This is a genomic window from Enterobacter sichuanensis, assembly GCF_009036245.1.
Lineage (GTDB): Bacteria > Pseudomonadota > Gammaproteobacteria > Enterobacterales > Enterobacteriaceae > Enterobacter > Enterobacter sichuanensis.
In genome coordinates this window covers 2,055,775-2,080,358 of sequence record NZ_CP027986.1, presented here as the reverse complement: position 1 = coordinate 2,080,358, position 24,584 = coordinate 2,055,775, and the positions used below count along the sequence as shown (strand labels likewise).

Annotated in this window: 23 protein-coding genes; 16 read left to right on the top strand and 7 right to left on the bottom strand. The window is 55.7% G+C overall.

The window, feature by feature from the left end; genetic code table 11:
* The first annotated feature begins 38 nt into the window (after positions 1–38).
* Positions 39–926, top strand: coding sequence for a LysR family transcriptional regulator (locus C1N69_RS09985; RefSeq protein ID WP_059385266.1), 888 nt, complete (start codon positions 39–41; stop codon positions 924–926).
* A gap of 83 nt (positions 927–1,009) precedes the next feature.
* A complete protein-coding gene (locus C1N69_RS09980) occupies positions 1,010–1,279 on the top strand; it encodes a hypothetical protein (RefSeq protein WP_025758588.1) in 270 nt (89 codons plus the stop codon).
* An 8-nt stretch (positions 1,280–1,287) separates the two neighbouring features.
* Here C1N69_RS09980 and umuC read toward each other — a convergent pair whose 3' ends face one another.
* From umuC to C1N69_RS09965, 3 genes are all read right to left on the bottom strand, one after another.
* Positions 1,288–2,550 (bottom strand): translesion error-prone DNA polymerase V subunit UmuC, encoded by a 1,263-nt coding sequence (umuC, locus tag C1N69_RS09975; RefSeq protein ID WP_155031087.1) that lies wholly within the window; start codon positions 2,548–2,550, stop codon positions 1,288–1,290.
* The gene (gene umuD / locus C1N69_RS09970; RefSeq protein WP_025758584.1) at positions 2,534–2,968 is read right to left on the bottom strand and encodes a translesion error-prone DNA polymerase V autoproteolytic subunit; all 435 of its coding nucleotides are present in this window, start codon (positions 2,966–2,968) and stop codon (positions 2,534–2,536) included. The genes umuC and umuD overlap by 17 nt, the downstream gene beginning before the upstream one ends.
* 159 nt (positions 2,969–3,127) lie before the next feature.
* Positions 3,128–3,994 (bottom strand): aldo/keto reductase family oxidoreductase, encoded by an 867-nt coding sequence (locus tag C1N69_RS09965; protein ID WP_047958414.1) that lies wholly within the window; start codon positions 3,992–3,994, stop codon positions 3,128–3,130.
* Between the two features lie 145 nt (positions 3,995–4,139).
* On the opposite strand from C1N69_RS09965, the gene tcp reads away from it, so the two are divergent.
* Positions 4,140–5,801 carry a methyl-accepting chemotaxis citrate transducer gene (gene tcp, locus C1N69_RS09960; protein WP_155031086.1) on the top strand — a complete coding sequence of 554 codons (1,662 nt, stop codon included), beginning with the start codon at positions 4,140–4,142 and terminating at the stop codon, positions 5,799–5,801.
* A gap of 33 nt (positions 5,802–5,834) precedes the next feature.
* On the opposite strand, the gene smrA is transcribed toward tcp, so the two are convergent.
* On the bottom strand, positions 5,835–6,398 hold the full coding sequence (gene smrA / locus C1N69_RS09955; protein ID WP_025758579.1) for a DNA endonuclease SmrA: 564 nt from the start codon (positions 6,396–6,398) through the stop codon (positions 5,835–5,837).
* 356 nt (positions 6,399–6,754) lie between these two features.
* Positions 6,755–7,666 (bottom strand): LysR family transcriptional regulator, encoded by a 912-nt coding sequence (locus C1N69_RS09950; protein ID WP_059385263.1) that lies wholly within the window; start codon positions 7,664–7,666, stop codon positions 6,755–6,757.
* Positions 7,667–7,841: 175 nt separating this feature from the next.
* On the opposite strand from C1N69_RS09950, the gene C1N69_RS09945 reads away from it, so the two are divergent.
* The 7 genes from C1N69_RS09945 (at position 7,842) to uspE (ending at position 15,017) form a co-directional block, all read left to right on the top strand.
* Positions 7,842–9,152, top strand: a complete 1,311-nt coding sequence (locus tag C1N69_RS09945) for a M20 family metallo-hydrolase (protein ID WP_045284902.1) — start codon at positions 7,842–7,844, stop codon at positions 9,150–9,152.
* Positions 9,152–10,597 (top strand): M20 family metallopeptidase, encoded by a 1,446-nt coding sequence (locus tag C1N69_RS09940; RefSeq protein ID WP_155031085.1) that lies wholly within the window; start codon positions 9,152–9,154, stop codon positions 10,595–10,597. The genes C1N69_RS09945 and C1N69_RS09940 overlap by 1 nt, the downstream gene beginning before the upstream one ends.
* Positions 10,598–10,637: 40 nt before the next feature.
* On the top strand, positions 10,638–12,164 hold the full coding sequence (gene abgT / locus C1N69_RS09935; protein WP_045284904.1) for a p-aminobenzoyl-glutamate transporter: 1,527 nt from the start codon (positions 10,638–10,640) through the stop codon (positions 12,162–12,164).
* A gap of 10 nt (positions 12,165–12,174) precedes the next feature.
* Positions 12,175–12,690, top strand: coding sequence for a methylated-DNA--[protein]-cysteine S-methyltransferase (gene ogt / locus C1N69_RS09930; protein WP_025758573.1), 516 nt, complete (start codon positions 12,175–12,177; stop codon positions 12,688–12,690).
* 183 nt (positions 12,691–12,873) lie between these two features.
* Positions 12,874–13,626, top strand: a complete 753-nt coding sequence (fnr, locus tag C1N69_RS09925; RefSeq protein WP_006174991.1) for a fumarate/nitrate reduction transcriptional regulator Fnr — start codon at positions 12,874–12,876, stop codon at positions 13,624–13,626.
* A 148-nt stretch (positions 13,627–13,774) separates the two neighbouring features.
* Positions 13,775–13,957: a hypothetical protein gene (locus C1N69_RS09920; protein ID WP_224752873.1), complete on the top strand. Its 183-nt coding sequence runs from the start codon at positions 13,775–13,777 to the stop codon at positions 13,955–13,957.
* Positions 13,958–14,066: 109 nt separating this feature from the next.
* The gene (gene uspE / locus C1N69_RS09915) at positions 14,067–15,017 is read left to right on the top strand and encodes a universal stress protein UspE (protein WP_025758570.1); all 951 of its coding nucleotides are present in this window, start codon (positions 14,067–14,069) and stop codon (positions 15,015–15,017) included.
* Positions 15,018–15,137: 120 nt separating this feature from the next.
* Here the strand turns inward: uspE and pntB are convergent, their stop codons facing one another.
* Both pntB and pntA read right to left on the bottom strand, forming a co-directional pair.
* Positions 15,138–16,526: a Re/Si-specific NAD(P)(+) transhydrogenase subunit beta gene (gene pntB, locus C1N69_RS09910; RefSeq protein WP_025758569.1), complete on the bottom strand. Its 1,389-nt coding sequence runs from the start codon at positions 16,524–16,526 to the stop codon at positions 15,138–15,140.
* 10 nt (positions 16,527–16,536) lie between these two features.
* Positions 16,537–18,066, bottom strand: coding sequence for a Re/Si-specific NAD(P)(+) transhydrogenase subunit alpha (gene pntA, locus C1N69_RS09905; protein WP_155031084.1), 1,530 nt, complete (start codon positions 18,064–18,066; stop codon positions 16,537–16,539).
* Between the two features lie 535 nt (positions 18,067–18,601).
* On the opposite strand from pntA, the gene ydgH reads away from it, so the two are divergent.
* The 6 genes from ydgH to rstB all read left to right on the top strand — a co-directional run bounded on the left by ydgH (position 18,602) and on the right by rstB (position 24,573).
* Positions 18,602–19,546, top strand: coding sequence for a DUF1471 family protein YdgH (ydgH, locus tag C1N69_RS09900; RefSeq protein ID WP_094917621.1), 945 nt, complete (start codon positions 18,602–18,604; stop codon positions 19,544–19,546).
* A gap of 184 nt (positions 19,547–19,730) precedes the next feature.
* Positions 19,731–21,113 (top strand): amino acid permease, encoded by a 1,383-nt coding sequence (locus tag C1N69_RS09895; protein ID WP_025758565.1) that lies wholly within the window; start codon positions 19,731–19,733, stop codon positions 21,111–21,113.
* Positions 21,114–21,152: 39 nt separating this feature from the next.
* Positions 21,153–21,875, top strand: a complete 723-nt coding sequence (folM, locus tag C1N69_RS09890; protein ID WP_047958409.1) for a dihydromonapterin reductase — start codon at positions 21,153–21,155, stop codon at positions 21,873–21,875.
* Positions 21,876–21,969: 94 nt separating this feature from the next.
* Complete coding sequence (gene rstA, locus C1N69_RS09885; protein WP_025758561.1) at positions 21,970–22,686, top strand: two-component system response regulator RstA; 717 nt, start codon at positions 21,970–21,972, stop codon at positions 22,684–22,686.
* 252 nt (positions 22,687–22,938) lie between these two features.
* Complete coding sequence (locus C1N69_RS09880) at positions 22,939–23,199, top strand: hypothetical protein (RefSeq protein WP_155031083.1); 261 nt, start codon at positions 22,939–22,941, stop codon at positions 23,197–23,199.
* 75 nt (positions 23,200–23,274) lie between these two features.
* A complete protein-coding gene (gene rstB / locus C1N69_RS09875; protein WP_104557705.1) occupies positions 23,275–24,573 on the top strand; it encodes a two-component system sensor histidine kinase RstB in 1,299 nt (432 codons plus the stop codon).
* Positions 24,574–24,584: the final 11 nt, after the last annotated feature.

The following is a 24,584-nucleotide window of genomic DNA, read 5'->3' as shown; positions in this document are numbered from 1 at the left end:
CCCCTCACTTCGATGGCACCTATCAGAAAAACCATTAAATGAATAACAAGCTCAACGCCATTTCTACTTTTCTCTGTGTCGCGCAGGCAGGATCCTTTTCTGCAGCCGCCCGCCAGAGCGGAATGAAACAATCTGCCGTTAGCCAGCAGATCGCCGCCCTTGAGCAGGAGCTCGGCGTGGTGTTACTGCACCGAACAACGCGCACCATGAAGCTGACCGAGCAGGGGGAGCGTTATCGTCGGGACATGCAGCTGCTGCTGGACGCCATGCGGGAAGCGGAGAGGCGGCTCAATCCCGTCGACCACCAGTTTCAGGGCAGCGTGCACGTCCAGCTGCCAAGCGGCCTGGGGCAGATTGTGTTGCCCCATTTACTGACGCTGCAACGCCTGCATCCCGAACTGCATCTGATGATTTCTCTTGATGACCGGATTGCCGATCTGGTGACGGAGGGTGTGGATGTGGCGATACGGCTGAGCAGCGAGCCCCCGCAGGCGCATGCGGCTCGCGTGCTGGCGCGTATTGAAACGGCTCTGTTTGCCGCCCCCGGTTTTCCGGCGGTGGACGACGTCAGCGAACTCGCGACGCTGCCGCACGTACGGTTTAGCGGCATCCCGCCGGATGTTCCGCTCAGGCTGATTGCTGCTGAGGAAACCCTCGAGGTGAAGGTGAATACCGTTTTCCGGGCCAATACCAGCGACGCGCTGTTACAGGCGCTGGAGGCAGGCATCGGGATCGGCGGCATGCAGCGCCCGCTTGCGGCCCGCGCACTGCAGGCCGGCACGCTGGTGCCGGTATTGCCCGGCTGGCGGTTACCCGACCGCGTTCTCTATGCCGTCTATCCCGACGCACGCTTTATTCCACAACGCGTCCGCAGCGTCGTGGGCGTGATTGAGCAATTACTGCCTGAAATCGTAAAGAAAAGCTAAACGTTGCTTGCGCAAATCGCGTGCTTTTTTTAACCGCAAGGCATAGTGTATTTTCACCCTAACCTCCTCTTACTGGAGCACGTATGCAGGATTACCGTTTTTTCCAAAAAGGCACGAACCTGATTGCGATCGAGAGCGAAAATATCGACGCGGCCGCGCAACTCATCGCTCAGGGGTTTGAAAAACAGTTTGAGGAGATCGGCGCCGCGGATGAGAAAACGGCGCTTACCCGCCTTGCTGATATTCGTAAAAATAATGACATCGATCGCCATAATTTCCTGGCAGGTGCGGGTGAAATGCCGTGGATCGGCGTGCTGACGGCCGCGGCAACCTGGCTGACGCAAAAGAAATAGCGCCACTATTACTTCGCCACCGGCAAATCCGCGTACCGCGTTGTATAAGCCGGTGACAGCATCTCGCGCTTCATTGCCCAGGCTTTCTCAATACCCTGCCCCGCAAACCAGATCTTCCCTTTGCCGGAGTGATTTACGCTGTCGATCATCTCCATCAGCGCCGCACTGTTGGCGCGCAGACGGTTATCGTCAAACAAATTAAGCTGAGCGACGCCGCTGCTGAAAAAGTCCGCCAGCATCACCCCGGCTTTCATATAGCGATACCCGTCGAGCCAGATTCGCCCCAGCGCCTCCGTGGCGGCACGGATAATATCCCGCGAGTCATTGGTGGGCGTCATCAGGGTGACAGAGGCCTGATTGCCATAATAAATTTCGTTGTCCGCATGCGGACTGGTCCGCACAAACACGCTGATAAAACGACAATACTGATGCTCGCCGCGCAGTTTCTCTGCGGCACGTTCCGCATAGGCGCAAATCGCCTGGTGCATCTCTTCGTATTGGGTTATACGGTGGCCAAACGAACGGCTACAGATAATTTGCTGCTTCGTGGGGGTGTACTCCTCCAGATCAAGACAGGGCTCCCCGCGAAGCTCGCGCGCCGTACGTTCCAGCACCACGTTAAAATGTTTGCGAATGACCCAGGAGGATGCTTCCGCCAGCTCCAGCGCCGTGGTTATTCCCATCGCGTTAAGCTTTTTCGTGATGCGCCGCCCTACGCCCCACACCTCCTCAACCGGAACCTTTGCCAGCAGTTTCCGCTGCCGCTCGCGATCCGACAGATCGACCACGCCGCCAGTGCCGGACCACCGCTTCGCTGCATAGTTGGCCAGCTTTGCCAGCGTTTTCGTCGGGGCAATACCGACGCCAACGGTTAAGCCCGTATTTTTAAAGACCTGCGTGCGCATCTGGTGACCGAATGCTTCCAGCGCCAGGCAGTTACTGACCCCTGAAACGTTCACGAACGCCTCATCAATGGAGTAAATCTCTATTGCCGGGGCGAGATCGGTCAGCGTCTGCATCACCCGACTACTGAGATCGGCATACAGCGCATAGTTTGAACTAAACACGTAAACCCGTGACGGAAAACGCTTCTCTTTGAATTTAAAATACGGCTCACCCATTTTTATGCCGAACTGCTTTGCCTCCGGCGACAGTGAAATAATGCAGCCGTCGTTATTGGAAACCACCACGATGGGCTTCCCCTCCAGATCGGGGCGGAACACCTTCTCGCAGGAGGCATAAAAGCTATTTACATCAACCAGCGCGAACATGTTTATGCGTTTTGAGGGTGTGGGTGACGACGCCGAAGATCTGCAGCTCCTCTTCGGACTGAAAGGTAATGGGCTGATAGCGAACGTTATGTGGCAGCAGCCGCAGAACCGGACGAGTCTGTAACTCCTTCACCGTAAACTCTCCGGCGACCGAGGCCACAACGATATCCCCATGCCCGGCAGTTAACGAACGGTCGACAACCAGCAGATCGCCGTCGCCAATCCCTGCGCCAATCATGGAGTCTCCACTCACCTTGATAAAATAGGTCGCACTGGGGTGTCTCACTGCCAGCCGGTTAAGATCGAGACGATCCTCCACATAATCCTGCGCCGGACTGGGGAAACCACAGGCTACACGCTCTAAAAATAAAGGTAATTCAATGTATTGGTTTGGATGATAAGAAAAGAGAGTGTCCATAATGCCTTTCTCGCCAGATACTGTATATAAATACAGTATTACGGATTATGGCAAAGGATCAAGGTCATTTCCGGAAGCGAACCCAAACGCGTTGAAGTGTCAGAAGATTTAAAACGCGCAAAGCCCAAAAGCACATGTCGGGCTTCGCGCCTGTGACGATCAGTCCATCAGCGTATTCAATGTTTCCAGTGCGTCAGGCGGCAGCTGCAGTTCGCCCGCCGCGAGGTTTTGCCGCAGATGCGCCACGGACGAAGTGCCCGGGATCAGCAGGATATTCGGGGAACGTTGCAGCAGCCATGCCAGCGCAACCTGCATTGGCGTTGCGCCCAGCGAGTCGGCGACCGCCTGCAGCCCGGAAGATTGCAGTGGCGTAAAGCCGCCTAACGGGAAGAATGGCACATACGCAATCCCCTGCTGCGCCAGCAGATCCACCAGCGCATCGTCCCCCCGGTTCACAATGTTGTACATGTTCTGCACGCACACCACCGGCACCATTTTCTGCGCTTCCGCAACCTGAGTGGCCGTGACGTTGCTCAGGCCAATGTGACGCACCAGCCCCTGCTGCTGGAGCTCTGCCAGGGTGGAAAGCGGTTCAGCAATCGATCCTTCCGCCGGCCCGTGCGCGCTAAACATGATCCGCAGATTCACCACGTCCAGCACATCCAGCTGCAGATTACGCAGGTTGTCATGCACCGCCTGCGTCAGCTCCTGTGCGGAAAAGGCCGGTAGCCAGGCGCCTTTGCTGTCGCGACGGGCGCCAATTTTGGTCACAATCGTCAGATCGTCCCGGTACGGATGAAGCGCCTCGCGGATCAGCTGGTTAGTCACATGAGGGCCATAAAAATCACTGGTATCAATGTGGTTTACCCCCGCCGCCACGGCTTCACGTAACACCTCCAGCGCGGCATTTTTATCCTTCGGCGGCCCAAATACCCCCGGCCCGGCCAGCTGCATCGCACCATAGCCCAGTCGTTTAACCGTTCGCGTTCCGAGCGCGTACGTCCCGCTTTTATCAATACTGCTCATGTTGACCTTCCTCATAAAAAATGATCCGGGTTTACAACAGGTTCCCTCACGGGCCCCTGAGTTAAGCGCGAGTTAAATTAAAGTTTAAATTCTCTACGACGATAGTATTGAAGAAACCCTGCATCTTCTCTAACGGACGACCGCTATGCTGAAAAATCTGCACGTGATTACCGGTATTATCTTTGCCCTCACCATATTCTGTCTGTTGCAAGTTGTCACGGGAGGGTTGTTCTACTCTGCCGTCAGTAACGATCGCCATAACTTCCAGAATTCCGGTGTGCTCAACGCTCAGCAGGAAAGCCTGAGCGACAGCGTGAACACGCTGGTGAAAACACGCGTCACCGTGACCCGCGTGGCGATCCGCTACCTGAAAAATCAGCGTGATCCGGCGTCCCTTGCGGCGATCAATAAACTGCTCGGCACAGCAGGTGACTCGCTGGCAAAAGCCGAAGCCTATAACAAGGCGTGGCAAAAACTGCCGCAGGTTAACGGCCAGAACGCGGCATTGACCGACGAGATGCAGAAGTCCTGGAACCAGATGCACGAAGTGATGCGTTTGTCGATTGAGTATCTGCGTGCCGACAACTACCAGGCCTATGGCGATCTGGACGCGCAACAGGCGCAGGACGATATGGAAGCGGTCTATAACCGCTGGCGCGCCGAAAACAACACTCTGCTGAAAGCCGCCGCCGAAGAGAATCAGAGCAGCTTCACGCAGATGCAATGGACACTGGCGGCTATCTTGCTGGCCGTTATCGCGGTACTGGTGGTCATCTGGCAGGGTTTACAACACCTGTTGTTAAAACCACTCAACACCATTATGAACCATATTCGCGCGATTGCCGGGGGCGATCTGACGCAGGAAATCACCCTCTCTGGCCGCAATGAGATGGGCCAGCTGGCCGCCGGTCTGCATGAAATGCAGCAGTCGCTGGTGACCACCGTCAGCGCCGTACGCGGCAGCACCGATTCCATCTACACCGGTGCAGGCGAAATTGCCGCAGGAAGTAACGATCTTTCCGCCCGTACCGAGCAGCAGGCAGCCTCGCTCGAAGAGACCGCCGCCAGCATGGAAGAGCTGACGGCGACGGTTAAACAGAACTCCGATAATGCCCGTCAGGCGACCATGCTGGCGAAGAATGCTTCAGAAACGGCGGCGCGCGGCGGTCACGTGGTGGATAATGTGGTTCTCACCATGACCGAAATTGCCGACAGTTCGCAGCAAATTGCGCATATTACCGGCGTGATTGACAGCATCGCATTCCAGACCAACATTCTTGCACTTAACGCAGCGGTGGAAGCCGCCCGCGCCGGGGAACAGGGTCGCGGTTTTGCGGTGGTCGCAGGTGAAGTCCGTACGCTGGCAAGCCGCAGCGCGCAGGCGGCGAAAGAGATCAAAGGGCTTATCGAAAACTCAGTCAGCCGGGTAAATACCGGTTCTGAGCAGGTCAGCGAGGCCGGCTCCACCATGAAAGAGATTGTCGCCGCCGTCACCCGCGTGACCGATATTATGGGTGAGATTTCCTCTGCGTCTGACGAGCAGAGCCGGGGAATTGAGCAGGTAAGCCTGGCCGTTTCGCAGATGGACAGCGTGACGCAGCAAAACGCCGCGCTGGTGCAGCAGTCCGCCACGGCGGCGGCGGCGCTGGAAGATCAGTCCGAACAGCTGCGTCAGGCCGTCGCCGCGTTTCGTCTGAACGGAAAAGAGAAAGCGGTCGCCCCGCGCCCGGCGAATGTGAAAATGCCACAGCTGTTGCGACCGGCAACGACAACCGCGTCTGCCGACAGCAACTGGGAAACCTTCTGAGCCACCGGCGGGCGAGTGTCTCGCCCGCTCTCATTAGCGGCTGCGCTTGGCGTGCCGCTCCCAGTTCTCCTGTTTCGCTTCATCGGATTTGCGCAGCGAGACATAGCATGCCCCGCTGCCGCCGTGATGCGGCAGCGCCTCGCAGAAAGCCTGTACTTCCCCGAACTCGGTTAACCAGCGCGCCAGATAGCTGCGCACGACATTCGCATGTGAGCTCTGCTCGCGCCCTTTCCCATGAATGATAATCAGGTTACGTAACCCGTCGCGCCCGGCCTGGCGAATAAACGAAAACAGCATCTGACGGCAGCGTTCGGCGGGCTGGCGCAGGAGATTTAAGCTGGCCTGGCGGGGGTATTTACCCGATCGCAGCTTATCGATAACGCCCTGCTGTACCCCATCGCGCCGGAACGCCAGAGGCTCGTCAAGGGGCACCAGTTCAAGAAAACCCAGCGTCAGGAAGTTATCCAGCTGTTCACTATCCACCTTCTCGCGCACCCGCGTATTGCGGCTCGGCTGCCAGTGAATATCCGGGCCGCGCTTCAGGGGCTGGACATCCTCCATGGCGTCAAGAAAATAAGATTTGTCGTCAGGGTTCATGGACATCCTCCGGCTACAACTAAGGAGGGTACTATACCTGCGCCGGGAAGAGGCCTCAATCACCGTTAACCGCCGTCGCGCGACATAAATATTAACCCGATGAATATATATAGTATTTATAAAATACGCTTTAATCTGACTTAACTTAAATTTCAGCGAGCGTAAAATAAGTGATTTGTGTTAAAAATTCGTAAAATCAAATACTCAACCCTCTTCCCTTTTTCGGGAAAGGTGTTATACCTAAATATACCTGCTTCATGGATATAATACTCAGGACTGGCGAAAGGACGCACTGCTGTGTGTACTGGAGGGTCTGTCAGATGTCGGACAGACCCTGTTTTTTTACGTTCTCTTTTTCACGTCGCGACTATTTTTCGCGCTTCTCTTCGGAATTGCGTAATTAAGGATTCGGCCAGGGGTGTTTGACGGGAATCACGGCGCTGAATTAAATAATATGCCGCTTTTGGAAGCGATTCGACAACCGGCAACATCACCAGGCGATGCGCCAGCAGCGGGTCACAGCCCAGTTCCTGCGGCAGAATGCTTAAAAAATCACTTTGCGCCACCAGGCTAATACAGGAGGAGAATGTTTCGCAGACAACCCCTATTCGCGGTATTTGCGCGCGATGGCTAAATACCTCTTCCAGTTGCTTATAATAACTTCCCCGCGGCGTCGGCATTGTCCAGTTATAATGCAGCAGTTCATTAATTGAGGTTGCTTTGGTCGCCGGATGTCCTTCCCGGCAAAATACCGCAAACGACTTTTCGAAGAGTTTTTCAAACGTAAACTCGTGGTCATAAGGCCCCTGATAATAGGTATTGATGGTGAAATCGAGCTCACCCTGGCGTAATTCATTGATCATCGACACCAGCTGCCCTTCCATAATCCGCACCTTGACCTGCGGATGCTGCGCGTGAAAGCGGGAGATCACCGCGGGCATCAGGCTGCGTGAAACGCTGGCCCCCATCCCGATATTGATCTGCCCGGCCAGCTCCCCCTGCCGCTGACGGATGTCATCCTGCGCCGCGCGCAGCTCTTCCAGAATCAACTTCGCGCGCTGGTAGAAGCCCTCCCCACATTCGGTCAACGCAACGCCCTTACTCCTGCGCACGAAAAGCTGCGCCGCCATGCCCTCCTCCAGCTCTTTGATGGATTTGGTCAGCGCCGGCTGCGAAAGATTAAGCGTCCTGCTGGCACCGCGAATGCTGCCCTGACGAGCGACTTCGACAAACGCCCGGATTTGATGAAATTTAATCTGAAATGACATAGCCCGACCGATAACCGTTGTTTATCAGAGTAAAGAAACTGTCATCTACTTTAATGGAAAGGGATGTGCGAGGGTAATTCCTGAACGGTTAAAACTGTGAAAAAACGGTTAGTGATAAGTAAAAACTATCACAGCGTGAAGCAGTTCACATATTTTAATGATGACAGGAACAGATATGGACACACTGACGCAGTACATCCAGACCCTAACCCCGCAGCTGAGCGCATGGCGTCGCGATTTTCACCAGTTTGCTGAATCCGGCTGGGTGGAGTTTCGTACCGCGGCGAAGGTCGCAGAAACCCTGGACTCGCTGGGTTATGAGCTGGCGATGGGTCGCGACGTGGTGGATGCCGAAAGCCGGATGGGCCTGCCCGATGAGGCCACCCTGGCGCGAGAATTTGCCCGCGCCCGTGCGCAGGGCGCGCCGGAGAAATGGCTGGCGCCGTTTGAGGGCGGGTTTACCGGGATTGTCGCGACCCTGAATACCGGCCGCCCGGGCCCAACCCTGGCATTTCGCGTGGACATGGATGCCCTGGATTTAAGCGAAGCACACGATCAAAGCCACCGCCCGTTCCGCGACGGGTTTGCCTCCTGCAATCCCGGGATGATGCACGCCTGCGCACACGACGGCCACACTACGATTGGTCTGGGGCTGGCGCAGGTACTTAAGCAGAATGACGCGCAGCTCAGCGGCACCCTCAAGCTGATCTTCCAGCCTGCAGAAGAAGGGACGCGCGGCGCGCGTGCCATGGTGGCCGCCGGAGCGCTGGATGACGTGGACTATTTCACCGCCATCCATATTGGCACCGGCGTGCCTGCCGGGACGGTGATCTGCGGCAGCGATAATTTTATGGCGACCACCAAATTTGACGTGAACTTTACCGGCGTGGCCGCACACGCCGGCGGCAAACCGGAGGACGGACGTAATGCCCTGCTCGCCGCCGCGCAGGCCGCCATCGCGTTACACAGCATCGCCCCGCACAGCGAAGGCGCATCCCGGGTGAACGTCGGGGTGATGCAGGCAGGCAGCGGGCGCAACGTGGTGCCCGCCAATGCCCTGATAAAGGTTGAAACGCGCGGCGAAAACGAAGCGATTAACCAGTATGTCTTTGAACGGGCGCAGGCGGTCATTACCGGCGCGGCGGCGCTCTACGGCGTTAAGGCAGAGATGCGCCTGATGGGTGCTGCCACCGCCAGCTCGCCGACACCCGCCTGGGTTGATTATCTGCGCGAACAGGCCAGCCAGGTTCCGGGGGTGGTTCACGCCATCGACAAGGTCAAAGCGCCAGCAGGCTCCGAAGATGCCACGCTGATGATGGCCCGCGTGCAGCAAAACGGCGGCATGGCGTCCTATATGGTGTTTGGCACGGAGTTGAGCGCCGGACATCACAATGAAAAATTCGACTTCGATGAGCAGGTCATGACGGTCGCCATCGAAACGCTGGCGCGGACGGCGCTCAATTTCCCGTGGACGCGAGGTGTGTAATGCAGGACAACTACGCTTTTATTGCCGATGCGATCGACACGCGATGTCGCACGTTAACCGACATCGCCGATGCGATCTGGGATCATCCTGAAACCCGCTTTGAAGAGTTCTGGTCCGCCGAACGGCTCGCCAGCGCGCTGGAAGCCGAAGGTTTCACCCTCACGCGCGAGGCGGGCGGCATTCCCAACGCCTTTATTGCCAGCTTCGGCAGCGGAAAACCGGTTATCGCCTTGCTGGGTGAATACGATGCGCTGGCCGGGTTAAGCCAACAGGCACACTGTGCGACCCCACAATCCGCAACGCCGGGGGCTAACGGCCACGGCTGCGGGCATAATCTGCTGGGCACCGCAGCCCTTGCCGGGGCGGTCGCGGTAAAAAGCTGGCTGGAGCAGCACGGCGGCGGCGGGACAGTGCGTTTTTACGGCTGTCCTGGTGAGGAAGGCGGCTCCGGGAAAACCTTTATGGTGCGCGAAGGGCTGTTTGACGACGTCGATGCCGCCGTCACCTGGCACCCGGAAGCCTTTGCCGGGATGTTTAACGTCAGCACGCTGGCCAATATTCAGGCCGCCTGGCGTTTTAAGGGGGTGGCAGCACATGCGGCCAACTCTCCGCATCTGGGGCGCAGCGCGCTGGATGCGGTGACGCTGATGACTACCGGCACTAACTTCCTCAACGAACACATTATTGAGAAAGCGCGCGTTCATTACGCCATTACCGATACCGGCGGGATTTCGCCTAACGTGGTGCAGGCGCAGGCCGAAGTGCTGTACCTGATCCGCGCCCCGGAGATGGCCGATGCGCAGCAAATCTACGAACGTATCGAAAAAATCGCCCAGGGCGCGGCGCTGATGACTGAAACGACCGTCGAGTGCCGCTTTGATAAAGCCTGCTCCAGTTACCTGCCCAACCGCACGCTCGAGGCGGCGATGTATCGCGCCCTGCAGCACTACGGCACGCCGGAGTGGACCGACGAAGAGCGAGAGTTTGCCCGCGAGATCCGCGCCACGCTGACGCCCAACGATCTGCAAAACAGCCTGAAAAATATTGCCGCCACGGGTGGTGAAGCGGGTAAAGCCTTTGCCCGTCGACATCAGTCGACGCTGCTGGTGGATGAAGTCGCGCCTTATGCCGTCACCGATAACGTGCTGGCGGGTTCAACCGACGTGGGTGACGTCAGCTGGAAAATGCCGGTCGCCCAGTGCTTCAGCCCCTGCTTCACCGTCGGCACGCCGCTGCACACCTGGCAGCTGGTGGCGCAGGGACGAACCTCGATTGCTCACAAAGGGATGCTGCTGGCCGGGAAAGTGATGGGCGCAACCGCGCTGAATCTGCTGCAGGATGCGGCGCTGCTGAAAAAATGCCGTGAAGAGTTTGAACAACACATACAAGAAAAACCGTACGTGTGTCCGATCCCACCGGGCGTGACACCGTCACCTTTAAAATAAAACACACAACACAACAACACAACACTCCCGAGGAACGCCCATGAGTATGTCATCCATACCTTCGCATTCCCCATCCGGTAAGCTCTATGGCTGGGTTGAAAGGATCGGCAATAAAGTGCCGCACCCTTTCCTGCTTTTTATCTATCTGATTGTGATATTGATGGTTGCCACCGCCGTGCTCTCCGCCTTTGACGTTAGCGTGCGCAGCCCGGCCGACGGCAGCCTGGTGGCGGTGAAAAATCTGCTGAGCATTGAGGGATTGCACTGGTTTTTACCCAATGTGATTAAAAACTTCAGCGGCTTCGCTCCGCTGGGTGCCATTCTGGCACTGGTGCTGGGGGCCGGGCTCGCGGAGCGCGTGGGCCTGTTACCGGCTCTGATGGTGAAAATGGCCTCTCACGTCAGCGCACGTTACGCCAGCTACATGGTGCTGTTTATCGCCTTCTTCAGCCATATCTCTTCCGACGCCGCGCTGGTGATCATGCCGCCGATGGGGGCGCTGATCTTCCTCGCCGTCGGGCGTCACCCGGTGGCGGGACTGCTGTCGGCGATTGCCGGCGTCGGATGCGGTTTTACCGCCAATTTGCTGATTGTGACAACCGATGTTCTGCTGTCCGGCATCAGTACCGAGGCGGCGAAAACCCTCGATGCGGCCATGCACGTCAGCGTGATCGACAACTGGTACTTTATGGCAAGCTCGGTCATTGTCCTGACGATTGTCGGCGGGCTGATTACCGATAAAATCATTGAGCCGCGCCTGGGGAAATGGGAAGGCCGTAGCGATGAAAAACTGGAGACACTGAGTAAAGAACAGCGCTTCGGTCTGCGCGTGGCGGGCGTTGTCTCGCTGGCCTTTATCGCGCTGGTGGCGTTGATGGTGGTGCCGGAAAACGGGATATTGCGCGATCCCGTTAAACATACCGTCCTGCCCTCGCCGTTTATTCAGGGCATTGTGCCGTTGATTATCCTGTTTTTCTTTGTCGTATCGCTCGCCTACGGTATCGCCACTGGCAAAATCCGCCGCCAGGGCGATCTGCCGCAGCTGATGATCGAGCCGATGAAAGAGATGGCTGGCTTTATCGTGATGGTGTTCCCGCTGGCGCAGTTTGTGGCCATGTTTAACTGGAGCAACATGGGCAAGTTTATGGCCGTTGGCCTGACCGACGCGCTGGAAGCTGCCGGGCTAAGCGGCGTACCGGCGTTTGTCGGTCTGGCGCTGCTCTCGTCGCTGCTGTGCATGTTTATCGCCAGCGGCTCCGCCATCTGGTCGATTCTGGCGCCGATCTTCGTACCGATGTTTATGATGCTTGGGTTCCACCCGGCCTTCGCGCAGATCCTGTTCCGCATCGCAGACTCCTCAGTCATTCCCCTTGCGCCGGTTTCGCCGTTTGTTCCGCTGTTTTTAGGCTTCCTGCAGCGCTATAAACCCGAGGCGAAACTGGGTACCTACTATTCGCTGGTTTTACCCTATCCGCTTATCTTTTTAGGGGTATGGCTGGTGATGTTAGTGGCGTGGTATCTTGTCGGCCTGCCGATTGGACCGGGGATCTACCCGAGGCTGAACTAAAGGAATGAAGATGCTGAGATTACTCGAAGATAAGATTGCGACGCCGCTTGGGCCGCTGTGGGTGATCGCCGACGAGCAGGGTTGTCTGCGCGCGGTTGAGTGGGAAGAGCACAGCGACCGCATGGAAGAACTGCTCGATATCCACTACCGCGTACAGGGGTATGAACGTATCCGCGCCACCAATCCGGGCGGACTGAGCGACAAGCTTACAGCGTACTTCGAAGGCGATCTCAGCATCATTGACAGCCTGCCAACTGCCACGGCCGGCACGCCTTTCCAGCGCGAAGTGTGGCAGGCGCTGCGGGCCATTCCCTGCGGACAGGTCATGCATTATGGGCAGCTCGCGGAGCAGCTCGGTCGCGCCGGGGCCGCACGCGCAGTGGGGGCCGCGAATGGCGCTAACCCGGTCAGCATTGTGGTGCCCTGCCATCGCGTGATTGGCCGCAACGGTACCCTCACCGGCTATGCCGGCGGGGTGCAGCGAAAAGAGTGGTTACTGCGTCACGAGGGGTATCTCTTGCTGTAATTCCCAGGCTTTTTGTGCTTAATTTTCTTCCGGTTAGGCTAAAAATCCATAATCAAGCTGTGGAAATTCAAGAAGATGGCGACATGATGCCGTCTCTTGTCCTTATTGAGGGTTTGTCAGGCTTACGTACTTACCAAAAAGATGTTAAAATTGACCAATATCAATTAAGGCTTGAGCAAACCTATGATCCCGGAAAAGCGAATTATACGACGCATTCAGTCTGGCGGTTGTGCTATCCATTGCCAGGATTGCAGCATCAGCCAGCTCTGTATCCCGTTTACCCTGAATGAACACGAACTTGATCAGCTTGATAATATCATCGAGCGTAAAAAGCCGATTCAGAAAGGGCAGACGCTGTTTAAAGCCGGAGACGAACTTAAATCGCTCTATGCTATCCGTTCTGGCACCATCAAGAGCTACACCATCACCGAACAGGGTGACGAGCAGATCACCGGCTTCCATCTGGCAGGCGACCTGGTGGGCTTTGATGCCATTGGCACGGGTCACCATCCGAGCTTTGCTCAGGCCCTTGAAACCTCAATGGTTTGCGAGATCCCGTTTGAAACCCTGGACGATCTGTCCGGCAAGATGCCTAACCTGCGTCAGCAGATGATGCGTCTGATGAGCGGTGAGATCAAAGGCGATCAGGACATGATCCTGCTGCTTTCCAAAAAGAATGCAGAAGAGCGCCTGGCGGCGTTTATCTATAACCTCTCCCGCCGCTTTGCCGAGCGTGGTTTCTCCCCGCGTGAATTCCGTCTGACCATGACCCGTGGCGATATCGGTAACTACCTGGGCCTGACCGTGGAAACCATCAGCCGTCTGCTGGGCCGTTTCCAGAAAAGCGGAATGCTGGCCGTTAAAGGTAAATACATCACCATCGAAAACGGTGAAGCGCTGGCCGTTCTTGCCGGGCATGCCCGCAACGTGGCATAACGCCCCGCAGATAACCTGCCAGACCCATAAATTTCCATGATTTATGGATCTGGCCTATAACACGTCCGTTCACTGACAGTTTCACCGCAGTACGTCGCCACACAGTAACCTGGAAGGTTCTCGTTGAGGTTATGAATTGAGAGAAAGTTTGTTTTTCGTTTCAGTCGTGATCGCCTCAGTGACCTTTATCTTCATCTGGATCATGCTTGTCGGCCCAATGAAGGGGGAAGAAAAAACCTATGTTCAGGATTCCACGACGTTTGCGATAGTGGTGATGGTACTGCTGTTTATTGCGTTTATCGCAGTCACCGCGACGGTGCTTTTCCTCTGATAAATTTTCATGAATTATTGATCTGGCAAAACTTCCCCTCTGTTTCATTCAGGATATATAGGTTACTCTTTTAATTACAGACTGTGGTGACAGTAGTAAGGAGACCTGTATGGCAAAGTATCAAAACATGCTGGTAGCTATCGATCCGAATCAGGACGATCAGCCGGCATTACGACGTGCTGTGTATTTACATCAACGGATTGGTGGCAAAATCAAAGCGTTTTTGCCGATCTATGACTTCTCGTACGAGATGACCACCCTTCTGTCGCCTGACGAGCGCACCGCGATGCGTCAGGGCGTGATCAGCCAGCGTACCGCGTGGATCCGCGAACAGGCTAAATATTACCTGGAAGCGGGTGTGCCCATTGATATTAAAGTGGTGTGGCATAACCGGCCTTTCGAAGCCATCATCCAGGAAGTCGTTGCCGGTGGACACGACCTGCTGCTGAAGATGACGCATCAGCATGACAAGCTGGAATCCGTGATCTTCACACCAACCGACTGGCATCTGCTGCGTAAATGCCCTTGCCCGGTCTGGATGGTGAAAGACCAGCCGTGGCCTGAAGGCGGGAAAGCCGTTGTGGCGGTGAATCTTGCGAGCGAAGAGGATTATCACAATTCGCTGAACGAAAAGCTGGTCAAAGAGACTATCCAACTGGCTGACCAGGTTAACCACACCGAAGTGCATCTGGTGGGAGCCTACCCGGTTACCCCGATCAATATCGCCATTGAGCTGCCTGAATTTGACCCGAGCGTGTACAACGACGCGATCCGTGGCCAGCACCTGCTCGCAATGAAAGCGCTGCGCCAGAAATTCAGCATTGATGAAAAAATGACCCACGTGGAGAAAGGCTTGCCTGAAGAGGTGATCCCGGATTTAGCCGAACATCTGCAGGCCGGGATTGTGGTGCTGGGTACCATTGGACGGACCGGGATCTCTGCCGCGTTCCTCGGCAATACCGCTGAACAGGTAATCGATCATCTGCGCTGTGACCTGCTGGTAATCAAGCCGGATGAGTACCAGACGCCGGTTGAGCTGGACGATCCGGAAGACGATTAACCCCTAACGCCCGGCGGCGCAGGCTTGCCGGGCCTACAAAACCGTAGGCCGGGTAAGCGTCAGCGCCACCCGGCAATAAAAAAACCGCCGAATTCGGCGGTTTTTTCGTTTCAACGCAACTTACAACGCTTTCAGAATCGCATCCACGCTGGCTTTGGCATCGCCAAACAGCATGTGGGTGTTCTCTTTGAAGAACAGCGGGTTCTGCACCCCGGCATAGCCGGTATTCATGGAGCGTTTAAACACAATAACGTTCTGCGCCTTCCACACTTCCAGAACCGGCATCCCGGCGATTGGGCTACGCGGATCGTCCTGCGCAGCCGGGTTGACGGTGTCGTTAGCGCCAATGACCAGCACGGTGTCGGTGTCCGAGAAATCGTCGTTGATCTCGTCCATCTCCAGCACGATATCGTAAGGCACTTTCGCTTCCGCAAGCAGCACGTTCATGTGGCCTGGCAGACGCCCTGCCACCGGGTGAATACCAAAACGAACCTTGATGCCACGCGCGCGCAGCTTCTCAGTGATCTCGGCAACCGGATACTGCGCCTGCGCCACTGCCATGCCGTAGCCCGGGGTAATGATGACCGAGTGCGAGTTTTTCAGCATCTCAGCGGTATCTTCCGCGCTGATCTCACGGTGCTCACCCACTTCTTCATCAGCGCCGGTTGAAGAGCCGTCGGAACCAAAACCACCGGCGATAACGCTGATGAACGAACGGTTCATCGCCTTACACATGATGTAAGACAGAATCGCACCCGAAGAACCTACCAGCGCACCGGTAACAATCAGCAGGTCGTTGCTCAGCATGAAGCCCGCTGCCGCCGCTGCCCAACCGGAGTAGGAGTTCAGCATGGAGACAACCACTGGCATATCCGCACCACCAATGGAGGCCACCAGGTGCCAGCCAAACGCCAGCGCAATGATCGTCATCACCAGTAACGCCAGAACCTGCAGGCCCACGCTTTCGGTACGCACGAAGACCACCAGCAGCACAAACGAGACCACCAGCGCCGCCAGATTCAGCTTATGACGGTTTGGCAGCATCAGCGGTTTTGAGGAGATCTTCCCGCGCAGTTTGCCGAAGGCGACAATGGAGCCGGTGAAGGTGACCGCACCGATGAAGATACCGAGGAACACTTCCGTCAGGTGGATGTTCACCAGAATCGGTTCCAGACCCGGCGTGTGGTACAGGTAGCTGTTGAAGCCCACCAGCACCGCAGCCAGGCCCACGAAGCTGTGCAGAATCGCAACCAGCTCTGGCATCTCGGTCATTTCAACGCGTTTTGCCAGACGAATACCAATCGCCCCACCGATGATCATCGCCACCAGGATCCACGCCACGTTGCCGGTATCCGGCCCGAAGATGGTGGCAATCAGCGCAATCGCCATCCCGGCGATACCAAAGTTATTTCCCTGCTGAGACGTTTCGTGTTTGGAAAGCCCCGCCAGACTGAAAATAAACAGGATTGCAGCAACAATGTATGCGGCTGTCACTAATCCTCCAGACATATGCTACCCCTTAGCCTTTACGAAACATTTTCAGCATGCGCTGAGTCACGGTGAAACCACCGAAAATATTGATACTGGCGATCAGCACTGCGATAAAGCTCAGGAAGCTGATCCAGCCGCCGTGACCAATCTGCAGTAATGCCCCCACCACGATGATCCCGGAAATGGCGTTGGTCACCGACATCAGCGGCGTATGCAGCGCATGGGAGACGTTCCACACCACGTAGTACCCTACGACACAGGAGAGCGCGAAGACGGTAAAGTGGCCGAGGAACTCTTTCGGGGCAACGTCAGCCAGCCAGCCGAACAGAATAATCGCCAGCGCCATGAGCGCGTATTTACGCCACGGTGACGCCGGTTTGGCAGGCTCTTTCGGCTCTGGCGCCGCTTTTGGCGCTGCCTGAGGCTGGGCCGAGACCTGAATCGGTGGCGCAGGCCAGGTGATTTCACCTTCACGGACCACGGTGACGCCGCGTACCACTACATCGTCAAAATCAACGGCGATGTTGCCGTCTTTCTCTTTACAGAGCAGCTTCAGCAGGTTGACGAGGTTGGTACCGTACAGCTGAGAAGACTGGGTTGGCAGGCGGCCTGGCAGGTCGGTATAACCGATCACCTTCACGCCGTTAGCGGTCGTGGTCACCTGATTCGGTAAGGTATATTCACAGTTACCGCCGTTTTGCGCGGCCAGGTCGACAATGACGCTGCCCGGCTTCATGGAATCCACCATTTCACGGGTGATCAGCTTCGGCGCCGGTTTACCCGGAATCAGCGCGGTGGTGACAATAATATCGACATCTTTCGCCTGCGCGGCGAAGAGTGCCATTTCGGCTTTGATAAAGGCTTCGGACATCACCTTCGCATAACCATCGCCGCTCCCCGCTTCTTCCTTAAAGTCCAGCTCAAGGAATTCGGCGCCCATACTCTGGACCTGTTCCTTCACTTCAGGACGGGTGTCAAATGCGCGTACGATAGCGCCCAGGCTGTTTGCCGCACCGATGGCGGCAAGACCCGCCACGCCCGCGCCAATCACCATGACTTTTGCCGGCGGGACTTTACCCGCAGCGGTGATTTGACCGGTAAAGAAGCGACCAAATTCGTGGGCGGCTTCCACAATAGCGCGGTAACCGGCAATGTTTGCCATGGAGCTTAAGGCATCCAGCGACTGCGCACGCGAAATACGCGGCACGGAGTCCATCGCCATCACCGTCACGCCACGGGCCGCCAGCTTCTCCATCAGTTCAGGATTTTGCGCAGGCCAGATAAAGCTCACCAGCGTCGTCCCTGGATTCAATAGCGCAATCTCACTCTCTTCCGGTGCGTTGACCTTCAGAATAACCGGCGACTGCCAGACGTCAGCACCGTCGACCACCTCCGCACCAGCCTGGATAAAAGCATCGTCATCGAAACTCGCCAGTTTGCCTGCGCCGCTTTCAACCGCGACGGTAAAACCCAGTTTCAGCAGTTGCTCCACCGTTTTCGGTGTTGCCGCTACGCGGGTTTCATTGGCTAACCGTTCTTTTGGTACCCCAATACGCATAGTTTTCCCTTCCATCGGTTTTTGATGATGGTTTATCGATAAATGCCCGCGGTTTGTATCAATTTTCGCCAACGCACGCGCGACGCGAGATGATTAACCCCGGAAAATAAAACAGTAACAAACTGTCTATAACCTACTGAAAATAGCGCCCGTGATCTACCGCCAGAAAACACTATTTCTTACTTTATCTGTGAAAAATAAGCGATCGGCGTCACTGACAGTGATATTTACCTTAAATTCTTCGCCAGAACCGATAAATCGCGCAAGCGAAGCGGTAAAAACATGATATAGCGCCATAAGAGAACAACTTATTAACATTAAATTAACTTGTAAAAGTCATAAGCTTTATCAGTTTTACTTGTCAAACGCCTGTTTTTTCAACATATCACTAAATGTTATCGAATTCGGTGATTCAGTGAGCACAGGCTGTGAAAAATGGCGCAGACAGCGACAGGTTTTAAATGCAATAATCGGGACCGTCTCAAATTAACAACAATACCAGTACATGGTTTGCGCAAGGCGAAGGATTATTTTTATGAAGCTTAAGAACACACTCCTGGCGTCCGCACTTCTTTGTGCGACCGCCCTGTCTGCGAATGCCGCAACAGAGTTAACGCCGGAGCAAGCGGCAGCGTTAAAACCTTTTGACCATACGGTCATTGTGGGTCGTTATAATTCTATTGGCGATGCCGTCGCCGCTGCATCAAAAGCCGCTGATAAAAACGGGGCGGCCTCGTTTTACGTTGTTGACCAGTCTGACTATGGCAACAGCGGTAACCAGCGTGTGACCATTGCGCTGTACAAAGACAATGCGCCAAAAGCTGACGCACCGAAAAACCGCGTGATCAACGGTGTCGTTGAGTTGCCGAAAGATCAGGCGATTGAGCTGGAACCTTACGACACGGTTACCGTTCAGGGCTTCTATCGCAGCCAGCCTGAAGTGAACGATGCCATCACCAAAGCCGCGAAAGCGAAAGGTGCATACTCTTTCTACATCGTGCGTCAGGTCGATGCCAACCAGGGCGGCAACCAGCGTATTACCGCATTCATCTATAAAGAAGATGCGAAAAAACGTGTTCTGCAAAGCCCGGATGCGATCCCGGCTGATTCAGAAGCGGGTCGTGCAGCGCTGGCGAAAGGCGGCGAAGAAGCGAAGAAAGTTGAAATCCCTGGCGTAGCGACCTCTGCTGCACCAAGTGCTGAAGTGGGCCGTTTCTTTGAAACGCAATCCACAAAAGGTGGCCGTTATTCCGTGACGCTGCCAGACGGCACCAAAATTGAAGAGCTGAACAAAGCCACTGCTGCGCAGATGGTGCCGTTCGACAGCATCAAGTTTACCGGCAACTACGGCAACATGACGGAAGTCTCTTATCAGGTCGCGAAGCGTGCGGCGAAGAAAGGGGCGAAGTACTACCATATCACCCGCCAGTGGCAGGAACGTGGTAACAACGTGACCATCAGCGCCGATCTGTACAAGTAACAAAACCGTTTACGAAAGGCGGCGCAATGCCGCCTTTTTTGTTACTTTTTTTGAATTTCTGCCACACGTCATTGCATGCTTTCGTTACACTCCGTAAAATCCCGCGCCTTAGTGTGATCCACCATTTTTATGCGCCTGTGCGAAATAATTATTCTGGATTTGGACCTTTCATAACAGGAAGCCAATGGAAAAGAAACTTGGCCTGAGTGCTCTGACTGCACTCGTTTTAAGCTCGATGCTGGGTGCGGGCGTATTCAGTTTGCCGCAAAACATGGCGGCCGTCGCAAGCCCTGCCGCACTGCTCATTGGCTGGGGCATTACGGGCGTTGGAATAATGCTGCTGGCCTTCGCCATGCTGCTGCTCACCCGCATTCGCCCCGATCTGGACGGCGGGATTTTCACCTATGCCCGTGAAGGTTTCGGCGAGCTGATTGGCTTCTGTTCCGCGTGGGGATACTGGCTGTGTGCGGTTATCGCCAATGTCTCTTATCTGGTTATTGTCTTTTCGGCGCTCAGTTTCTTTACCGATACCCCAGCGCTGCGCCTCTTTGGCGACGGCAATACCTGGCAGTCTATTGTCGGCGCCTCGGTGTTGCTGTGGTTCGTCCACTGGCTGGTGCTGCGTGGCGTACAAACCGCCGCCAGCATTAACCTGGTCGCGACCCTCGCGAAGCTGGTTCCGCTTGGCCTGTTTATCGTTCTGGCCTTTATCGCGTTTCGTCTCGACGTGTTTACGCTCGATTTCAGCGGCATGGCGCTTGGCGTCCCGGTCTGGGAGCAGGTGAAAAATACGATGCTGATCACCCTGTGGGTGTTTATCGGGGTTGAAGGCGCGGTCGTGGTGTCAGCCCGTGCCCGCAATAAACGTGACGTTGGCCGTGCTACGCTGCTGGCCGTGCTGGCGGCGCTGGGAGTGTATCTGCTGGTCACGCTGCTGTCGCTGGGCGTGGTGGCGCGTCCTGAGCTGGCCGAAATGCGTAACCCGTCAATGGCCGGACTGATGGTGAAAATGCTCGGTCCCTGGGGCGATGTGGTGATTGCTGCGGGCCTGATTATCTCCGTCTGCGGGGCTTACCTGAGCTGGACCATCATGGCGGCGGAAGTTCCGTTCCTGGCCTCTACGCACAAAGCATTTCCTCGCCTGTTTGCGCGTCAGAACAAAAACAATGCGCCTGCCGCGTCACTGTGGCTGACCAACATCAGCGTTCAGGTCTGCCTGGTGCTGATCTGGCTCACAGGTTCAGACTATAACACCCTGTTGACCATCGCCTCGGAAATGATTCTGGTACCCTATTTCTTAGTGGGCGCCTATTTGTTAAAAATTGCCACACGCCCGGTGCATTATGTCGTGGGTGTCGGAGCCTGTATTTACGGCCTGTGGTTGTTGTATGCTTCCGGGCCTATGCATCTGCTGCTGTCGGTGGTGTTGTACGCGCCGGGGCTGCTGGTGTTTATCTACGCCCGCCACACGCATCAGCTGGAGAATGCGCTGAAACGCCGTGAAATGGCATTAATTGGACTGTTACTGGTTGCTGCCGTACCGGCAACCTGGATGTTGATGGGATAGCATCGCCTTTCCCATTGTTGAACTGCAAAGGAGAATACGATGGGAAATGCACAGCTTCGTCCAATACTGATCACCGGCGGAGGCCGTCGAATCGGCCTCGCCCTCGCCCATCATTTTCTTAACCTTCGCCAGCCGGTCATTGTCAGCTACCGTACCGAATATCCGTCAATTGAAGGCCTGCGCAAAGCCGGAGCGGTCTGCATTCAGGCTGATTTTTCAACCGATGACGGCATTCTGGCCTTTGCGGAAAAGGTGAAATCCACCACCACGGCTCTGCGTGCGGTGATCCATAACGCCAGCGCATGGCAGGCGGAAAAGTCCGGCACATCACTCAGCGAAACGCTCTCCGCCATGCTGCAGATCCACGTCAACGCGCCTTATCTGCTTAACCATGCGCTACAGGATCTGCTGCGCGGGCATGGACATGCTGCGGGCGATATCATTCACTTCACCGATTATGTGGTAGAGCGTGGAAGCGACAAGCACATCGCCTACGCGGCCAGTAAAGCCGCACTGGATAACATGACGCGCTCGTTTGCCCGTAAACTCGCCCCGGAGGTGAAGGTCAACGCCATCGCCCCGGCGATGATTTTGTTCAACGAAAACGATGATGCAGAGTACCGTCAGCAGGCGCTGAATAAGTCGCTCATGAAAATTGCGCCGGGTGAAAAAGAGGTGATCGACCTGGTGGATTACCTGCTCACCAGTTGCTATGTCACCGGCAGAACCTTTGCCGTGGACGGCGGCCGGCCGCTGCGCTAGTGAAAATATCGGAACCGGCGTTAATGTTGAAAGATTAATGGAAGGTTAAGGTTCCGCGGTGTATGTTGGCTTTTTTCACGAAAACAGACGTTGTATGAATAAGATTGTTTATGTTGAAGACGAACCCGAAGTCGGGCAACTGATTGCCGCCTATCTGGGTAAACATGATATGGACGTCATTGTTGAGCCTCGCGGCGATTGTGCCGAAGAGGTGGTGGTCCGTGAAAACCCCGATCTGGTGTTGCTGGATATCATGTTGCCTGGAAAGGACGGCATGACGCTCTGCCGTGACCTGCGCGCCCGCTGGGACGGCCCTATCGTACTTCTCACCTCTCTGGACAGCGATATGAACCATATTCTGTCACTGGAGATGGGGGCCAATGACTACATTCTGAAAACCACACCGCCTGCCGTCCTGCTTGCCCGCCTGCGCCTCCATTTACGCCAGCACGCCAGCATCGAACGCGAAGCACCGGCGCCGTCTCTGACGCCGCATAAAGCCATGCGGTTTGGTACGCTGTCGATTGATCCGATTAACCGTCAGGTGCTGCTGTCCGGGGAACTTATAGCCCTCTCTACCGCAGACTTTGACCTGCTGTGGGAGCTGGCAACCCATGCCGGGCAGATCATGGACCGTGACGCGCTGCTGAAAAACCTGCGGGGAGTAAGCTATGACGGAATGGACCGCAGCGTGGACGTTGCGATTTCGCGACTGCGCAAGAAACTGCAGGATAATGCCACCGAGCCCTACCGCATCAAAACCGTGCGTAACAAGGGCTACCTGTTTGCCCCACACGCCTGGGAAACCTGATCGTCTTATCCGTACAAGATTTTCTGCGCGAAATGAAGGCATTACGCGACGTTCGCCTTTCTTTCGCGCGTTTATTCCCCAGTTTGCGCAACAATTAACTTGCTAAGCCCGCGAACTATTCCATAATTACCTTCTCATCTCTCTTCTCTTCAGCTCGCCTCGCACCGGCGACCGTTCTACTCATTTTCGCCGTGAAGCTTTCACGACATCTCTCCCATAAAATCTTGAAATGAGGATTTAAGACCATGAATTATGTATAGCTACAATCAGGTAGAAGCCATCAAAACCAATCTTGAGTGGATTGTAAATCAGGCTACCCTTAACCACGCCTCCCCCTCACGCACCGATCAAAAAGCGCTCTTTGACCTGCTGGAACTGATCCAGTCATACGAAATACTCCTGGATCTTATTCACGAATTCGGGACGGATGTGATTGATATGCACATTGCGGAAGGCCTGGCCGTGACGGAAAAACTCATCGCCAAGGTAAAAAACCGCGCGAAAGCCATTTAACACGCTCGACAGACATGAAAAACCTGAAGGGTTTTCATGTATATTCTGCACATAGCGTTTTTGCGGTGAGATCCAATGAAAAAGCTGTTTGTGCAGTTTTATCTTTTACTGTTTGTCTGCTTCCTCGTGATGACCATGCTGGTCGGACTGGTTTATAAGTTTACCGCCGAACGTGCGGGCAGACAGTCGCTGGATGACCTGATGAAAAGCTCGCTCTATCTGATGCGCAGCGAGCTGAGAGAGATCCCGCCACACGACTGGGCGAAAACCCTGAAAGAGCTGGATCTGAATCTGTCGTTCGATTTACGCATCGAGCCGTTGAAAGATTTCGAACTCGATCCGCCCGCCATGCAGCGTCTGCGCGAGGGCGACATCGTCGCGCTGGATGAGAAATATACCTTTATCCAGCGTATTCCTCGCAGCCACTACGTGCTGGCCGTCGGGCCGGTGCCCTATCTCTATTATCTGCACCAGATGCGTCTGCTGGACATGGCGTTGATGGCCTTTATTGCCATTTCACTGGCGTTTCCGGTCTTTATCTGGATGCGCCCACACTGGCAGGACATGCTGAAACTCGAATCCGCCGCGCAGCGTTTTGGCGAGGGGCATTTTACCGAGCGTATCCACTTCGACAGCGGTTCCAGCTTTGAACGACTGGGCGTGGCCTTCAACCAGATGGCCGATAATATCAATGCCCTTATCGCCAGCAAGAAGCAATTGATTGACGGGATTGCGCACGAGCTGCGTACGCCGCTGGTTCGCCTGCGCTACCGTCTGGAGATGAGCGAGAATCTGACGGAATCAGAGTCTCAGGCGCTTAACCGCGATATTGGTCAGCTTGAAGCGCTGATTGAGGAGCTGCTTACTTACGCGCGCCTCGACCGCCCGCAGAACGAACTCAACCTCAGCACGCCGGACCTGCCTGACTGGCTGCAAACCCACATTGATGATGTCCAGAGCGTGAACCCGCAGCGCACGCTGCGCACGCGCGTCACGCAAGGTGATTACGGCGCGCTCGATATGCGCCTGATGGAGCGCGTGCTGGACAATCTGATCAACAACGCCCTGCGCTACAGTGAAAGTACGCTCCAGATTGGCCTGGATGTGCAGGGCAATCAGGCCAGCCTGACGGTTGAGGATGACGGCCCGGGAATTGCCCCGGAAGCACGCGAAACCGTGTTTGAACCGTTTGTACGTTTAGACCCCAGCCGCGATCGCGCCACCGGTGGATGTGGACTGGGGCTGGCGATTGTTTACTCTATCGCCCAGGCCATGGGCGGCACCGTGCATTGCGAGGAGAGCGAACTCGGCGGCGCGCGCTTCTGCTTTAGCTGGCCCGTGTACCATAACATCGCCCTTCCCGTTCCTGCCTGACCTAAACCGCA

Coding starts and splice junctions, on each gene's coding strand:
- C1N69_RS09950 (WP_059385263.1), bottom strand. CDS start 7,666: ATGTCATTTCAGATTAAATTTCATCAAATCCGGGCGTTTGTCGAAGTC.
- fnr (WP_006174991.1), top strand. CDS start 12,874: ATGATCCCGGAAAAGCGAATTATACGACGCATTCAGTCTGGCGGTTGT.
- tcp (WP_155031086.1), top strand. CDS start 4,140: ATGCTGAAAAATCTGCACGTGATTACCGGTATTATCTTTGCCCTCACC.
- folM (WP_047958409.1), top strand. CDS start 21,153: ATGGGAAATGCACAGCTTCGTCCAATACTGATCACCGGCGGAGGCCGT.
- rstB (WP_104557705.1), top strand. CDS start 23,275: ATGAAAAAGCTGTTTGTGCAGTTTTATCTTTTACTGTTTGTCTGCTTC.
- C1N69_RS09895 (WP_025758565.1), top strand. CDS start 19,731: ATGGAAAAGAAACTTGGCCTGAGTGCTCTGACTGCACTCGTTTTAAGC.
- C1N69_RS09945 (WP_045284902.1), top strand. CDS start 7,842: ATGGACACACTGACGCAGTACATCCAGACCCTAACCCCGCAGCTGAGC.
- C1N69_RS09940 (WP_155031085.1), top strand. CDS start 9,152: ATGCAGGACAACTACGCTTTTATTGCCGATGCGATCGACACGCGATGT.
- smrA (WP_025758579.1), bottom strand. CDS start 6,398: ATGAACCCTGACGACAAATCTTATTTTCTTGACGCCATGGAGGATGTC.
- umuC (WP_155031087.1), bottom strand. CDS start 2,550: ATGTTCGCGCTGGTTGATGTAAATAGCTTTTATGCCTCCTGCGAGAAG.
- C1N69_RS09880 (WP_155031083.1), top strand. CDS start 22,939: ATGTATAGCTACAATCAGGTAGAAGCCATCAAAACCAATCTTGAGTGG.
- ogt (WP_025758573.1), top strand. CDS start 12,175: ATGCTGAGATTACTCGAAGATAAGATTGCGACGCCGCTTGGGCCGCTG.
- umuD (WP_025758584.1), bottom strand. CDS start 2,968: ATGGACACTCTCTTTTCTTATCATCCAAACCAATACATTGAATTACCT.
- C1N69_RS09985 (WP_059385266.1), top strand. CDS start 39: ATGAATAACAAGCTCAACGCCATTTCTACTTTTCTCTGTGTCGCGCAG.
- pntB (WP_025758569.1), bottom strand. CDS start 16,526: ATGTCTGGAGGATTAGTGACAGCCGCATACATTGTTGCTGCAATCCTG.
- C1N69_RS09980 (WP_025758588.1), top strand. CDS start 1,010: ATGCAGGATTACCGTTTTTTCCAAAAAGGCACGAACCTGATTGCGATC.
- pntA (WP_155031084.1), bottom strand. CDS start 18,066: ATGCGTATTGGGGTACCAAAAGAACGGTTAGCCAATGAAACCCGCGTA.
- C1N69_RS09965 (WP_047958414.1), bottom strand. CDS start 3,994: ATGAGCAGTATTGATAAAAGCGGGACGTACGCGCTCGGAACGCGAACG.
- rstA (WP_025758561.1), top strand. CDS start 21,970: ATGAATAAGATTGTTTATGTTGAAGACGAACCCGAAGTCGGGCAACTG.
- abgT (WP_045284904.1), top strand. CDS start 10,638: ATGAGTATGTCATCCATACCTTCGCATTCCCCATCCGGTAAGCTCTAT.
- ydgH (WP_094917621.1), top strand. CDS start 18,602: ATGAAGCTTAAGAACACACTCCTGGCGTCCGCACTTCTTTGTGCGACC.
- uspE (WP_025758570.1), top strand. CDS start 14,067: ATGGCAAAGTATCAAAACATGCTGGTAGCTATCGATCCGAATCAGGAC.